Annotated in this window: 17 protein-coding genes; 16 read left to right on the forward strand and 1 reads right to left on the reverse strand. The window is 30.2% G+C overall.

Going from position 1 to position 15,034, the window contains the following annotated elements:
• Window position 1 precedes the first annotated feature (1 nt).
• The 8 genes from hisD to hisE all read left to right on the forward strand — a co-directional run bounded on the left by hisD (window position 2) and on the right by hisE (window position 6,093).
• Window positions 2-1,297 carry a histidinol dehydrogenase gene (gene hisD / locus E5347_RS07640; protein ID WP_136006086.1) on the forward strand — a complete coding sequence of 432 codons (1,296 nt, stop codon included), beginning with the start codon at window positions 2-4 and terminating at the stop codon, window positions 1,295-1,297.
• Complete coding sequence (hisC, locus tag E5347_RS07645; RefSeq protein ID WP_136006088.1) at window positions 1,290-2,345, forward strand: histidinol-phosphate transaminase; 1,056 nt, start codon at window positions 1,290-1,292, stop codon at window positions 2,343-2,345. Before hisD ends, hisC begins: the two co-directional genes overlap by 8 nt.
• A 109-nt stretch (window positions 2,346-2,454) precedes the next feature.
• Complete coding sequence (gene hisB / locus E5347_RS07650) at window positions 2,455-3,048, forward strand: imidazoleglycerol-phosphate dehydratase HisB (RefSeq protein WP_136006090.1); 594 nt, start codon at window positions 2,455-2,457, stop codon at window positions 3,046-3,048.
• Between the two features lie 16 nt (window positions 3,049-3,064).
• On the forward strand, window positions 3,065-3,679 hold the full coding sequence (hisH, locus tag E5347_RS07655) for an imidazole glycerol phosphate synthase subunit HisH (protein WP_136006092.1): 615 nt from the start codon (window positions 3,065-3,067) through the stop codon (window positions 3,677-3,679).
• Window positions 3,676-4,389, forward strand: coding sequence for a 1-(5-phosphoribosyl)-5-[(5-phosphoribosylamino)methylideneamino]imidazole-4-carboxamide isomerase (hisA, locus tag E5347_RS07660; protein ID WP_136006094.1), 714 nt, complete (start codon window positions 3,676-3,678; stop codon window positions 4,387-4,389). Before hisH ends, hisA begins: the two co-directional genes overlap by 4 nt.
• Window positions 4,390-4,397: 8 nt before the next feature.
• Window positions 4,398-5,156, forward strand: a complete 759-nt coding sequence (gene hisF, locus E5347_RS07665) for an imidazole glycerol phosphate synthase subunit HisF (protein ID WP_136006096.1) — start codon at window positions 4,398-4,400, stop codon at window positions 5,154-5,156.
• A gap of 2 nt (window positions 5,157-5,158) precedes the next feature.
• Window positions 5,159-5,521, forward strand: coding sequence for a phosphoribosyl-AMP cyclohydrolase (hisI, locus tag E5347_RS07670; protein WP_136006098.1), 363 nt, complete (start codon window positions 5,159-5,161; stop codon window positions 5,519-5,521).
• Window positions 5,522-5,766: 245 nt separating this feature from the next.
• A complete protein-coding gene (hisE, locus tag E5347_RS07675) occupies window positions 5,767-6,093 on the forward strand; it encodes a phosphoribosyl-ATP diphosphatase (protein ID WP_136006099.1) in 327 nt (108 codons plus the stop codon).
• Between the two features lie 216 nt (window positions 6,094-6,309).
• Here hisE and E5347_RS07680 read toward each other — a convergent pair whose 3' ends face one another.
• Complete coding sequence (locus E5347_RS07680; protein ID WP_136006101.1) at window positions 6,310-7,077, reverse strand: histidinol phosphate phosphatase; 768 nt, start codon at window positions 7,075-7,077, stop codon at window positions 6,310-6,312.
• A 135-nt stretch (window positions 7,078-7,212) separates the two neighbouring features.
• Between E5347_RS07680 and E5347_RS07685 the strand changes: the two genes are divergently transcribed.
• From E5347_RS07685 to E5347_RS07720, 8 genes are all read left to right on the forward strand, one after another.
• Window positions 7,213-7,554, forward strand: coding sequence for a hypothetical protein (locus E5347_RS07685; RefSeq protein WP_136006103.1), 342 nt, complete (start codon window positions 7,213-7,215; stop codon window positions 7,552-7,554).
• Window positions 7,555-7,567: 13 nt separating this feature from the next.
• Window positions 7,568-8,815, forward strand: coding sequence for a TcaA 3rd/4th domain-containing protein (locus E5347_RS07690; protein ID WP_136006105.1), 1,248 nt, complete (start codon window positions 7,568-7,570; stop codon window positions 8,813-8,815).
• 9 nt (window positions 8,816-8,824) lie between these two features.
• Window positions 8,825-10,165 (forward strand): murein hydrolase activator EnvC family protein, encoded by a 1,341-nt coding sequence (locus E5347_RS07695; protein ID WP_136006107.1) that lies wholly within the window; start codon window positions 8,825-8,827, stop codon window positions 10,163-10,165.
• Window positions 10,166-10,591: 426 nt separating this feature from the next.
• Window positions 10,592-11,611 carry a 3-oxoacyl-ACP synthase gene (locus E5347_RS07700; RefSeq protein ID WP_136006110.1) on the forward strand — a complete coding sequence of 340 codons (1,020 nt, stop codon included), beginning with the start codon at window positions 10,592-10,594 and terminating at the stop codon, window positions 11,609-11,611.
• A 3-nt stretch (window positions 11,612-11,614) separates the two neighbouring features.
• Entirely contained in the window at window positions 11,615-12,490 is an 876-nt protein-coding gene (locus tag E5347_RS07705) for a branched-chain amino acid ABC transporter permease (RefSeq protein ID WP_136006112.1), read from the forward strand.
• 11 nt (window positions 12,491-12,501) lie between these two features.
• Complete coding sequence (locus tag E5347_RS07710; RefSeq protein ID WP_136006114.1) at window positions 12,502-13,512, forward strand: branched-chain amino acid ABC transporter permease; 1,011 nt, start codon at window positions 12,502-12,504, stop codon at window positions 13,510-13,512.
• Entirely contained in the window at window positions 13,490-14,278 is a 789-nt protein-coding gene (locus E5347_RS07715) for an ABC transporter ATP-binding protein (protein ID WP_136006116.1), read from the forward strand. The genes E5347_RS07710 and E5347_RS07715 overlap by 23 nt, the downstream gene beginning before the upstream one ends.
• Before the next feature lie 13 nt (window positions 14,279-14,291).
• Entirely contained in the window at window positions 14,292-14,996 is a 705-nt protein-coding gene (locus E5347_RS07720) for an ABC transporter ATP-binding protein (RefSeq protein ID WP_136006402.1), read from the forward strand.
• Window positions 14,997-15,034 lie beyond the last annotated feature (38 nt).

The raw sequence follows: 15,034 nt of genomic DNA on the forward strand, positions 1-15,034 counted from the left end.
TATGCTAAGATTATTTAATTTATCTAAGGATAAAGAAGAAGATATTTTAAAAATAATAAAAAATAGAGAAGAAGAAAATCCAGAAGTAATAAGTAATGTTTTAAATATATTAAAAGACATAAGAAAAGATGGGGACAAAGCATTAGTTAAGTACACTAAAGATTTTGATAAAGTATTATTAAATTCAAACTCTATTAAGGTTTCAAAGGAAGAAATAGAAGAAGCCTTTAATATAGTTGAAGAAAGTTTTATTAAAGCAATTAAATCAGCTATTAAAAATATAGAGTTCTATCACAGTAAACAAGTGAGAAATGGATATTCAATAGTTAAAGAAGGTGAAGTATTTATGGGGCAATTAGTACTTCCACTAGAAAGAATTGGAGTTTATGTTCCAGGGGGAACAGCTTCTTATCCATCATCAGTAGTAATGAATGTTATACCTGCAAAGGTAGCTGGAGTTAAAGAAATAGTGATGGTAACACCGCCAAGTGCAAATGGAGGAATTAACCCATATATTGCAGTTGCAGCATCCTTAGCTGGAGTTTCAGAAATTTATAAGGTTGGAGGAGCTCAAGCTATAGGAGCTTTAGCTTATGGAACTGAAAGTATAAAGAGAGTAGATAAGATAGTTGGACCAGGGAATATTTATGTAGCAATGGCTAAGAAATTAGTTTTTGGGACTGTAGATATAGATATGGTTGCTGGACCAAGTGAAATATTAATAGTGGCTGATGAAAATGCAAATAGTAAGTTTGTAGCAGCAGATTTAATGTCTCAAGCTGAGCATGATAAGCTTGCAGCTTCAATTTTACTAACAACATCTGAAGAAAAATACAATGAAATTATAAAGGAATTAGAAGTTCAAATAGAAGAAATGGAAAGAAAAGATATTATTAAGGAATCCTTTAGTAATTATGGAATGGCTTTAATATGCAAAGATATAAAAGAGTGTATAAGAATATCTAATATTATAGCTCCTGAGCACCTTGAGTTAATGGTGGAAAATTCAATGGAATACTTGGGTGAAGTAAAAAATGCAGGTTCTATTTTCTTAGGATACTATACTCCAGAACCTTTAGGAGACTATTATGCAGGACCAAACCATGTTCTTCCCACTAATGGTACAGCTAGATTTTCATCTCCTTTATCAGTTGATAGTTTTATAAAGAAAAGTTCTTATCTTTATTATTCCAAGGGGGAGTTAATTAAAGCTGCAGAAGATATAATGCTTTTAGCTAGTAAAGAAGGATTAACTGCTCATGGGAATTCTGTGAAGGTGAGGTTTTGTAATGATTAAGGATGTAGGAATCTACTCAAATAACAATAAGGATAACTTATTACTTAATGGTAATGAAAGCCCTAAAAATATTAATAAAGATAAGTATTTTAAGATATTAGAAAAGCTTAAGAAAGTAGATTTAAACAGATATCCAGATACAGATGGAGATAAATTAAGAGAAGCTTATAGCTCTTATGCAGGAGTAAGCTTAGATAATATTATCATTGGCAATGGATCAGATGAAGTAATTAACTTAGTTATAAGCAAGAATATTCAAAAAGGAGACAAGCTTTTAACTGTAACACCAGACTTTGTTATGTATGACTTTTACACAGCTTTAAATGAAGGAAATGTGACTAAGTATAACCTTGATGTGGATAACTATTTTAATTTGGAAGAATTTATAGGATTAGGAAAAAGGGGGAATGTAAAGATTGTTATGTTCTCTAATCCTAATAATCCAACTGGTTTTGCATACAGCAAGGAAAATATTATTAAGATTTTAGAAGCTTTTAAAGATAAGATAGTGCTAGTTGATGAAGCTTATTATGAGTTTAATGGAGAATCTGTAGTTTCATTAATAGATGAATATCCCAATTTAATAGTAACTAGAACTTTATCTAAGGCATGGGGATTAGCGGCCTTAAGAGTAGGATTTTTAATTTCTAATAAGGATAATATAAGTGAATTATCAAAATATAAAACTCCTTACAATGTAAATACTATTTCTCAAGAAATAGCAAGTATATACCTAAAGGAAGAAGTAGATTCTCTTAATGAAAATTTAAAGCTAATAATAAATGAAAGAGAAAGACTTTACACTGAATTAAAAAAGATTGAAGAATCAGCTAAGTCTAATAAGGAATTTATTAAGTTTTATAAATCAAAGGCTAACTTTATTTTTGGAAGAGCAGAAAATAAGGAAGAACTTATTAACGCCTTTAGAGAAGAAAAAGTTACTATAAGAAGCTTCGAAGATAATAGCTTTAGAATTACTGTTGGACTTACAGAAGAAAATAATAAGGTTATAGAAATAATGAAGTATTTTGCTAAGCAAAAGAATTAAATAATGAAAGAATAAAAGAATAAAAAAATAAGTTTTGCGGAGCAAAACATCATTAATTGTTAATTGTTAAATGTTAAATGTTAAATGTTAATTGGAACAGGGAGGTTTTATGAGTAGAGTTTCTAAGATAAATAGAGAAACAAAGGAAACAAAAATTAAGTTATCAATAGATGTAGATGGAAAAGGAAATAACAGTATAAATACACCAGTTGGATTTTTAAATCATATGCTTACTTTATTTGCTTTTCATAGTGGGATAGATATTAATTTAGAAGCAAGTGGAGATATAGAGGTTTGTGACCACCATATAGTAGAAGATATAGGAATATCTTTAGGGAAGGCATTAAATGAAGCTTTAGGTAATAAGGCAGGTATTAATAGATATGGTACTGCATTTGTTCCTATGGATGAAGCCTTATGCCAAGTAGTACTAGATTTAAGTGGGAGAGGCTTCTTACATTTTGATGGAGAGTTTAAAAGGGAGCAAATAGGGAATTTTTCAACTGAAATGGTAGTAGAATTTTTTAGGGCTGTAGCTATGAATTTTAATGGAACAGTGCATATTAGGGTATTGTATGGAGTAAATGATCATCATAAAATTGAAGGAATATTTAAGGCTTTTGGTAGGGCATTAAAAGAAGCAGTTACTATAGGTAATGATGCAAATAAGGTTTTATCAACTAAAGGAACTTTAAGTATTTAATAAGGGTGGATAAATTATGATAGCAATTATAGATTATGGAATGGGTAATTTAAAAAGTATAAAAAATGCTTTAAAGCTATTAAATATAGAATCAGTTAGTACTAGTGACAAAGAGGTAATAAGGAAAGCTAAAGCTATTATCCTTCCAGGAGTCGGGGCATTTAAACAAGCTATGGACAATCTAAAAGAAAAAAGTTTAGATACTTTAATTAAAGAAGTGGCCAAAGAAGAAAAACTTATTCTAGGAATATGCTTAGGTATGCAGTTGCTATTTGAAAAAGGTTTTGAAGGTGAAGAAGAAGAGGGGCTAGGATTATTAAAAGGAGATATAAAGAAGCTTCATCCTAAAGAAAGAGTAAAGATACCTCATATGGGATGGAATAAGTTAATTGCTAATAATGAAGAAGAAAATTTTTCTAGTTTATCTTTAGATAAATTTGTATATTATGTTCATAGCTTTATGGCAACAGATTATGAGGATAAGGATTTAGTTGCTTACTCTAATTATGGAGGATTAAAGATACCAGGTATAGTTAGAAAAGATAATATTATAGGAATGCAATTTCATCCAGAAAAAAGTGGTGAAGCAGGACTTAACTTACTAAAAGAATTTGGGGAGATGGTAAAGTGATAGTAATTCCAGCTATAGATATAATAGATGGTATGGCTGTTAGGTTGTATCAGGGTGATTATAATAAAAAAGATTTAATGGGCGAAGATGTTTTAAAGGTAGCTAAAAGCTTTAAGGAAGCAGGAGCTAAACTTATTCACTTAGTAGATTTAGATGGGGCAAAAAAAGGTGAGTTAGTTAATTTAGAATTAATATTAAGAGTAGTAAAAGAATTAGAAGTAGATGTTGAAGTTGGTGGGGGAATAAGAAGTTTTAAGGATATAAAGTCATTAATAGATGGGGGAGTATCTAGGGTTATATTAGGAACGGCTGCAATAGAAGATAAAGAGTTACTAAGACAAGCTGTTGATACCTATAAGGATAAAATAGCTGTAGCTGTAGATTTTAAAGATGGATATATTCATACAAGAGGATGGATAAGTAAAAGTGATGTACATTATATAGATTTAATTAATGATATGGAAGCCATTGGAGTTAAGAACATAATAATAACAGATATAAGTAAGGATGGAACATTAGAAGGCCCTAACATTAATATTATGAAGGAAGTTAAGTCAATTTCAAATATTGATATTACTGCTTCAGGTGGAGTTAAGAACATAGATAATATTAAAGACCTTAAAGAACTTAATATCTATGGGGCAATAGTAGGTAAGGCAATTTACTCTAAGGATGTAAATTTAGAGGAAGCTATTAATTTATGTAAGTAGGTGGAGAGATGCATACTAAGAGAATAATCCCTTGTCTAGATGTTAAGGATGGAAAGGTTGTTAAAGGAATTAACTTTGTGGGCTTAAAAGAAGTTGGCAATCCAGTAGAATTAGCAGAAGAGTATTATAAACAAGGTGCTGATGAAATAGTATTTTTAGATATTACAGCTACTCATGAAGGTAGAAAAACTATGGTAGAAGTAGTTGAAAAGGTAGCAGAAAAGATATTTATTCCTTTTACTGTAGGGGGAGGAATAAGTACAGTAGATGGAATTAGAAAGGTTTTAAGAGCTGGAGCAGATAAGGTAAGCTTAAATTCAGCTGCTATTAGGAATAAGGCTTTAATTAAAGAAGGAGCTTATTACTTTGGGAATCAATGTATTGTACTAGCTGTAGATGCTAAAAGACGTGATAAGGATAACTGGAATGTTTATATAAATGGTGGAAGAATAGATACAGGAATAGATCTTTTCAAATGGATAGAAGAGGCATATAACCTTGGTGCAGGTGAAATCTTACTTACATCTATGGATGCAGATGGAACTAAGGCTGGTTTTGATATAGAACTTACTAAGAGGGTAAGCAACTTAGTAGATATACCAGTAATAGCCTCTGGAGGCTGTGGGTCCATAGAAGACTTTAAAGAAGTATTTGTAAATGGAGAAGCAGATGCTGCTCTAGCGGCTTCATTATTTCATTATGGTAATTTAAAGGTGTCAGAGGTAAAGGAGTATTTGAGAAAAAATAATATAGAGGTAAGGATATAACTATGGAATTTGATATGGATAAGGTGGATTTTAACAAAAGTGGAGGTTTAATTCCAGTAATAGTACAAGATTTTAGAAATAAAGAAGTACTTATGCTTGCTTATATGTCTAAAGAAAGCCTAGAGAAAACTATATTGGAAAAGAAAACTTGGTTTTATAGCAGAAGTAGAAATGAACTTTGGAACAAAGGTGGAACTTCAGGAAATCTACAATATGTAAAAGAGATGTATATTGATTGTGATTTAGACACTATATTAATTCTAGTTGAACAAGTTGGAGTAGCTTGCCACATGGGAGAAAGAAGCTGTTTTTTCACAAAAATAGAAACAGAAATAATTAAGAATGAAGGTGCTAGCGCACAATGAAAGAGTGAAAAAATGAAGGAATGAAAAAATGAAATAATTAAGAGGCTGGCGCATAATGAAATAATTAAGGTTCTGGCGCATAATTAAATAATTAAGATCATATTGAGCATTTTAAATTTAGAATTAATAATGTAGAAATTAAAATAGATTCTTAAACTCTGAAGAAGTTCTTAAAAATAAAATCTATTTAAAGTAATTTGGAACAAATTACATCAATAATTGTTAACTGGAAGATGGGGTGTTTTATGGATAATATAATTAAAGAGTTATATGCTGTTATTGAAGATAGAAAAGAAAATAGGGATGAGAAATCTTATACGAGCTACTTATTTAATAAGGGCGTAGATAAGATATTAAAAAAGCTTGGGGAAGAATGCACAGAAGTTATTATTAGCGCAAAAAATAATTCTAAAGAAGAGCAAATTTTAGAAATGGGAGATTTAATATATCACTTTTTAGTTACTATGGTAGAGCTAGGAATTTCAGTTGAAGATATTGAAAAGGAATTAAAAATTAGAAGAAGTAAGATAGGAAATTTAAAGGCAGAGAGAAAGCCCATAGATGAAATATAGAATTAGTAATTTTGTCTATGCCTGTGCTAATATATTATCTTTTGTCGACCTCGCAAGCTCCAAGGCGACATACGTATAATATATTAGCACAGACTAATTTCAAAATTAGGTAACCAGCGTTTTGATATTATAAGGAAGGAACTCAGCTAAAACTGAGTTCCTTTAAATTTATTTATATTAGAAAGTAGTGGATTAGAGTAGATACTTTTCTTTATATTAAAAGAATTCTGGTTTTCTTTTGTTAAAGTAGATTCCTTTTAAATTAACATCCTCTATAAAGTCTAGTGATATATCAAAATTTCTATGAATATTTGTATAAGCATGGGCATCAGATCCTAAGGTAACATATTTTCCACCTAGATCTTTATATAAATTGTAAATATCTTTTAAAGCAACCTTAGCTTCAGGTATGTGAAGTCTTGAAGTATTAACTTCTAGAACTTTTCCTTTGTTTATTAAGGTTTTAAATATTTCAGCTAGGATGTCCTTATATTCTGATACTAAAATTTCATTATTATCGAATTTAGCATATCTGCAGGGGTAATCTATATGGGCTAATGAATCAAAGTTATTATATAGATTCACACAAGCTAGCATATCTTCTAAATAATAAGTGAAAAAGTCTTTTTTGCTATAGCCTTGATGTATATATTCTGCATATATATCTAGATTTCTAACAGCATGAATAGACCCAAGTACAAAATCAAAATCGTAGGAAGTAATTAATTTTTCACTTTCTTCTACTACATTCCTAGTTAAGCCTAGTTCTATGCCTAGCTTTAGAGTATTATTTCTATATTGTTCATACTCCTTAAAGTAACTTGGAACATCAAATTTAAAGTCATCTTTAATTGGATAATCTAGATCCATATGATCAGTTATTATTATTCCAATATTCTTATTCTTTGAAACCTCAATTGCATCGAATATATTCATATCACTATCTGTTGAGAATTTTGTATGCATATGGCTATCGAAAATCATATTTTGCCTCCTTAAAATTTATATTTTCTAAATTATAACATAGCTTTGTTAAATTATGCCTATAACAAAATAAACTTGATAAATAATATTATAGAATATAAAATTGAATTACAAAGAGAAAAAGGTGGGAAACAAATGAACAAATTGTTTGAAATTGGAGATTTAAGTTTTTATAAAGAGGATTTTTTAGATAATATTGACGAATTTAATGATATCATAGATATAATAAAAGAGTTAAGTAATGAACTTTCCTATGAAGAAATTGAAGTAGTGGGAAATAATGAATGCTGTGAAAAAACTAATAAAAATTACATAGTAGAAATCCAAGGATTCATAGATGAGGAAGATTCTTTTATAACAAAAAAAGAAGCTGAAGAGCTAAGTAAGAATGGTGAATTAGGATTATTAGATTTATTTGTTATAAGAATTTATATGTGTTTAGAATGTAGGAAGTGGATAATAGATATTTTGGAATAAAGGGTGAGGAATATTGGGAGCTTTTAATGAGATTTTACTTAAAATAAAGGAGTATTTTAAAGAGTTATACAACGAAATAAGGAGCTTATCCTTTAATGAGTTAAAAGACTTCATATATAAAAGAAGACTTTTTCTAATTTTAGTTTTATTAATATTTATATTAATAGGATTTAGCTTTGGAAGTTACAAATCTTCTAAAAATATAGTTCTCAAGAACCTACAGATAGCTTTAAAGGAAGATAAGCCAGGGAAAATTTATAAAAAAATTAGAGTGGATGGTAAAAAAATTAAGAAAGAAGATTTAAAACCTTTAACAGAGTATTATTCTGAAAATAAAAATCAGGCTATTAATATAGCAAAGGACTTAAAAACTAAGGATAATAGTGGATTTTTTAAATTAGTAAATAAAGAAATATTATTTAGTGATAATTACACCATAGAGATAGAACCTATTGCAGTTAAGGTAAATACAAACTTTGAAAATACAAAAGTATATATAAATAATAATGAAATTGCATCTACAAATATAAAAAGAGGTTTAATTCCAGGGAAATACAGTATTAAAGGACAACTAGAAACTAAATATGGTTTAGTTAGTGAAGAAAAAGAAGTATTTATCATGGAAAATAAAGAAATTGATTTAGATATGCAGGCTATAAATATAAGCATTACGTCAAATTTTAATGATGCAGATGTAATTATTAATGATAAAGAAATAAATAAGAAGGTTGAAGAGCTTAAAAATTATGGCCCAATTCCTTTAGGTCAAGATATAGAAATTCAATTAAAAAGAGATTTTCCTTGGGGGACAGTACTAAGTGATAAGGTTAAAGTAGGTGATGTTCCTAATATTAACATAAATATTAATATGGCTAATGATAAGCTAATTGAAGATATTGAAGCTACAATAAATAATTTTTATAGTAGTACATTTAATGCTTTAAATAATGGGGATTTCAAATTAATAGAAAACTCTAAAGAAGATGCTAAAGGTAAGATATACGATAGCATAAAAAGGGAGAGTTTATTCTTAAAAAATAATTATGAACTAAATGAACTGAAAACTGAGATTAAGAGTAGTGAGTTCTTTTATGAGAATGGAGTTTATAAAGGAAATATAGTGGTTAATTTAAATTATCATATAAGCAAAAAACTTATACCTTTTATAGATAAAAATGTTGAAGAGATGTTTTTAACTAGCATGGAATACAATGACGGAAGCTGGGAAGTTATAGATGTGCAAAAGTTTAATTTAGAGTAGGAGGCAATTATGAGTAAAAGAGTTAGGACATTAAGTTTAACAATTGCAATGATTTTTTCTTTTAACATGGTAGTAATGGCTGAAAGTAGCTCATCAATTCAAGATAAGATTGAAAATAATAATAATCAGATTGAAGATCTTGAAAATGAAAAAGATAAGATAAACGGCGAAATAGATGAACAAAACTCAGCTCTTGAAGGTATTATGAATCAAATAAATGAAAAAAGTAAGGATTTAGATGCGGCTAAAGCTGATGTAGATAGTTATCAAAGAAAAATAGATGATTTCCAAGGGAAAATAGATTCTCTTAACAGTGAGATAGTTAGTTCTCAAAATGCTATTCAAGATAAGGAAGCAATAATTGAAGAAAAGAAACAAGAAGAAGAACAAATACAAGCTAATATAGGAACTAGACTTAGAAGTTACTATAAAATAGATATTGCCACTACATATTTATATTTAATTCTAAAGAGCGGAAATATATTTGAATTGTTTAATAATCTACAAAATGTTTTTAGAATGATCAATTACGATAGAGAGTTAATTAATAGAGCTACTAATATTCAAAAAGAAATGGAAGAAGAAAAAAATAAAATTGCTGAAGAATTAAAAATTATCGAAGAAAGTAAAAATGAAATTGTAGCTAAACAAGATGAATTAAAAGATGCTCAAAAGGAATACATAGCAAAACAAGAATACCATCAAAGTAAAATGAATGAGCTTCAAGCACTAGAAAATGATAAGACCAATGTATTAGCATCATTAAGTGATAAAGAAAAAGAGCTTGCTCATGAAATAGGAGAGTTAACTGTCTATAATCAGGCGTTACAACAAGAACTAGAAAATATATTGGCAGATATAAATAATGGTAACTCATCAGGTGGTTCTTCTGGTGGCTCATCAGGAGGATCATCGGAAGGAGATGGAGGTTCTAGTGGAGGAAGTGGTATTCCAGGAGATCCAAGTACTGAAACATTTTTAAGACCAGGATATGGAATAGTTACAGACCCTTACGGACCTAGAACAAATCCTGTTACAGGAGCAGCTGGATTCCATACAGGAGTTGATTTAGGTGATTCTTATGGATCACCGGTAGCAGCGGCTAAAAGTGGGGTAGTTGTTTACTCAGGATGGTTTTCTGATTATGGTCAAACAGTAATAATAGACCATGGCGGTGGAGTACAAACTTTATATGCACATAATAGTGCATTATTAGTATCTGTTGGACAAACTGTAGCAAGAGGAGAAACTATAGCTCATGTTGGATCTACAGGAATGAGTACAGGCCCTCATATACATTGGGAGATAAGAATAAACGGACAACACACAAGCCCAATGCCGTACGTGTAGTTATATTTATCTAAGACTTGTTACTATATTATGCTTAGTCTCCGTCGCATGCGCTCCAAGTCGACGTTACGCAGAATATAGTAACAAGTCTAGTGAATAAATATGATTATTAGATTCCTGGACACTAAAGGAGGAAACTCAGCGAGCTGAGTTTCTTTTTTTATTGTAATTTGGGACAAATTACTTCGGAAATTGTTAATTGATAATTGTTAAATGTTAATTGTCATGGCTTTGGTATAAAAAATGAAGATTTATGAAATTTTTATTAGTGAAAATAGCTTTGTATTAATAAATATAAGCAAAAAGTATTGTTTTCAGAATATTTAAATAAATAAAATAATTATATTGACAGCCAATCTGGAAAATGTTTACAATTAAGATGAAAGTAAACACTTACATACTAAAAAATATGGGAGGTAGGTCAATATGGTTAATGTTGGAGTAGTGGGGTTAGGATTGTATGTGCCAGAGAATAAAATGACAGCAAAAGAAATTTCAGAAGCAACTAATGGAATTTGGAGTGAGGATGCAATAATAAATAAATTAGGAATAGTAGAAAAGACTATACCTGGAGATGATGATGGCACTCAAGAAATGGGGGTTAGAGCAGCCTTAGAAGCATTAAAGGATGCTAATATGAAACCAGAAGAATTGGATGTAATTATATGTATGGGTGAGGAGTGGAAGGAGTATCCACTAACTACATCAGCTTTGTATATTCAGGGGAAAATCGGAGCTATAAATGCATGGGGAATAGATGTACAAAATAGATGCTGCACTACAGTTTCAGCTATAAAAATGGCTAAGGATATGATAGTTGCAGATGAAGATATAAATACAATTATGGTAGTTGGTGGTTATAGAAATGGAGATTTCGTAGATTATAAGGATCATAACATGTCTATGATGTTCAACCTATCGGCTGGAGGTGGAGCCATAATTTTAAAGAAGAATGCAAATAAAAATCTTGTTTTAGGTTCTCATATAAAAGCAAATGGAGATTTTTCTAGAGATGCAGGAGTTGAAATAGGGGGGATTATAAATCCTTTCAATAAAGATAATGTTGAAGAGGGATATAAATCTTTAAGGCTTATGAATGCAAAACATATGAAAGATGGACTTAATGCCATTTCAATGCCTAATTGGTTTGAATGTATTGATAAATCATTAGAAAAATCAGGGTTAAAAAGAGAAGATATAGACTATTTAGCTGTATTACATTTCAAAAAGTCTATGCATGATTATATGTTGAAAGAATTAGGGCTAAATGAAGATCAAGCAATTTACTTATCAGATTATGGGCATATGGGACAAGTAGATCAAATACTTTCATTAAAGCTTGCATTAGAAGCAGGAAAGGTAAAGGATGGTTCCGTAGTTCTAATGATAGCAGCTGGAATAGGATATGTATGGTCTGCTAATGTTGTGAAATGGGGAGAGTGTTAACCTATGGATACATTTTTTCAAATATTATTTAGTAGTTTAGAAACAGGAAGCGTATATGCACTAGCAGCCCTTGGAATAATAATAATTTTTAGAACCTCTAGAACAACTAACTTTGCTCAAGGTTCAATAGGAATGTTTAATGCCTTTGTTGCCACTTTTGGATTAATTAAGTTAGGGCTTCCTGCTTGGGGAGCTGCATTAGTAGGAATGGTAGCAGCCTTTCTATCAGGAGTATTAGTAGATTTAGTGATAATTAGAAAAGCAAAGAAATCATCTCCAGTAGCAAAGCAAATTATAACATTTGGAGTAATAATGCTTTTTCTAGGAGTAGCACCAATGATATTTGGATCAACTCCTTTAAATTTCCCTAAGTTTATAGAGACTGGAGCAATTGATATATTTGGAGCATCAATTTCTTATAATGCTTTATTAAATATAACAGTTGGGTTAATTATAATGGGAATATTATTTTATTTTTTACAAAATACAAAATGGGGTTTAGCAGTTAGAGTTACATCTTCTAATGAAGAAACTGCAAGACTTATGGGTGTTCCAACATCTCTTGTAACAATGGGAGCCTGGGCAATTGCAGCAGCTCTTGGAACATTATCAGCACTGATGTTGGCACCTGCCATTACTGTAAATGTATCTATGATGGACAATGTTCAAACAAATGCTTTAATAGCTTGTGTTCTAGGTGGATTCCAAACATTCTATGGACCAGTTATAGGAGCTTATATAATTGGACTGGGAAGAAATGTATTAATATACTATGTTTCATCTACATGGGGAGAGCCCTTACTATTTACATTAATCTTATTATTTATAGTATTAAGACCAAACGGAATAATAGGAAAGAAAATAATTAAGAAGGTATAGGAGGAATATAGATGAAAAAGATTATGGAACAAAGATATAGTAAATATATTTTGCTTGGAATAGTACTATCTTTATTTCCTCTGCTTCAACAAGTAGGTGTTATAAAAAGTTCAACAATAACAACCTTTGGAACTATATTGTTTTACGCAATAGTTGCAATTGGGTTAAATGTATTATTAGGGTATTCTGGCCTAATATCCTTAGGGACAGCAGGATTTATGGGGCTTGGAGCATATATATCAGCTTATTTAACTGAAGATTTAGGAGTACCATTTATAGTATCTCTAGTTATATCTATAGCAGTACCGCTTATAATTGGAGTGCTTGTTGGATTAGTTTCCTTAAGGATATCAGGAATGTATCTAGCTATTGCAACCTTAGCAGTAGCTGAAATTTTGAAAAAGATATTTGTTGAATTTGATGCAATTACAGGTGGATTCTCAGGGAAGAGGGGAGGATATCCATCCTTCTTTGGACTTGAGCTAGGAAGAGATACAACCTTTATATTCATAGTAATTCTATTAGTAATTGTAATGATACTTACAGATAATTTTATTAATTCCTCAACAGGAAGAGCATTATTAACTATGAGAGTAAGTGAAGCAGCAGCACAAGCTATGGGAATCAACTTACTAAAATATAAGCTTACAGCCTTTGCACTTGCAACAAGTTATGCAGCTTTAGGTGGAGTTTTATATGTACACTTTATAAGATTTTCTTATCCAGCTACTTGGAATTTACTTCTATCACTACAAATATTAGCAGTAATAGTTATTGGAGGAGTTAGAACTATATCAGGTCCAATTATAGGATCAATAATAGTATTTGGTGTTCCAGATATTATATTAAAGCAATTACCAGTAATAGGCGCAATAGATGGCCTAGCATATATATTTACAGGAATATTAATAATACTTGTAATTCTATTCTATCCAAATGGGTTAATTTATATAGGTCACGACATAAAGAAGTATTTTAAGAAAAAGAAGGTGAAAGTAAATGAGCTTAATACAAACACTTAAGATAGAAGATCTATCTATAGCTTTTGGAGGCTTAAAGGCTGTTGATAATTTAAGCTTTCATATTAATGAAGGCGAAATATATGGATTAATTGGGCCAAATGGAGCTGGTAAAACAACAGTATTTAATTGTATTACTCAATTCTATAAACCTGATAAAGGAAAAGTTATATTTAAAACTATTAATAATGAAGAAGTTAATTTAGTAGAAAAAGAAACTCATAATATTATAAAGTTAGGATTAGTAAGAACCTTTCAAAATGTTGAATTAATTAAAGATCTAACCTTAGTTGAAAATTTACTTATAGGGGCTCATATTTCATATAAGAGTGGACTTTTTGCTAATGCTTTTAGGACAAGAAAAGCAAGAAGAGAGGAAGAAGAAAATATAGGCAAGGCTGAAGGAATATTAAGGTTTTTAGGAATAGAAAATAAAAAGCATGAACTTGCAGGTGGACAACCATATGGAGTTCTGAAAAAAATTGAGCTTGGTAGAACACTTATGAGTAATCCAAAACTAATTATTTTAGATGAGCCTGCAGCAGGATTAAATGATACTGAGACGCTTGAATTATCTAAACTTATTAAAGGTATAAGAGATGAGTATAAATGTAATATTTTATTAGTTGAGCATGATATGAGACTAGTTATGGATATCTGCGATAGAATATGTGCAATATCTTTTGGTAGGAAACTAGCAGAAGGTACGCCAAAAGAAATTCAGTCTAACAAAGATGTTCAAGAGGCTTATTTAGGAAAGGAGGAGTAAGATGAGTAATACAATTTTAAAATTAGATAATCTTACTGTTTCTTATGGCAGTATAAAGGCTTTAAAGGGGATAAATATACAAGTTAGAGAAGGTGAAATAGTTGCTCTATTAGGGGCCAATGGTGCCGGTAAAACAACAACTTTAAAATCACTTTCAGGAATTGTACCAATAGAAAAAGGTAGTATAGATTTCTTTGGAAAAGATATTGCTAATTTAGCACCAGAAAAAATAACTTCTTTAGGAATAGTTCAATCACCAGAAGGTAGACAAATATTTCCTGATATAACAGTAGAAGAAAACTTAAGAATTGGTGCCTTTACAATAAAAAGTAGAAAACAAATTGCTAAAAACTTTGAAAGAGTGTATAAGTACTTTCCTATTCTATTAGAAAGAAAAAAGCAATTAGCAGGAACCTTGAGCGGTGGAGAACAGCAGATGTTAGCAATTGCAAGAGCTTTAATGGTAAGTCCTAAGGTACTTCTTTTAGATGAACCATCATTAGGGTTAGCTCCACTTATAGTTAAAGCTATATTTGAAATAGTAAAAGAAATTAATTCAGAGGGAACTACAGTTTTAATTATAGAACAAAATGCTCTTCAAACTTTAAAGATTGCTGATTATGGATATGTACTTGAAGTTGGAGAAGTTAGTATGGAGGGCAAAGCTAGTGAGTTAATTCAAGATAAGAGATTATTAGAAGCTTATCTTGGTGGTTAAAATGTTTCCAATAGTAAAATTAGTATTTATAAAAAAAT

This window comes from Clostridium sartagoforme, assembly GCF_004794105.1.
Lineage (GTDB): Bacteria > Bacillota > Clostridia > Clostridiales > Clostridiaceae > Clostridium > Clostridium sartagoforme_B.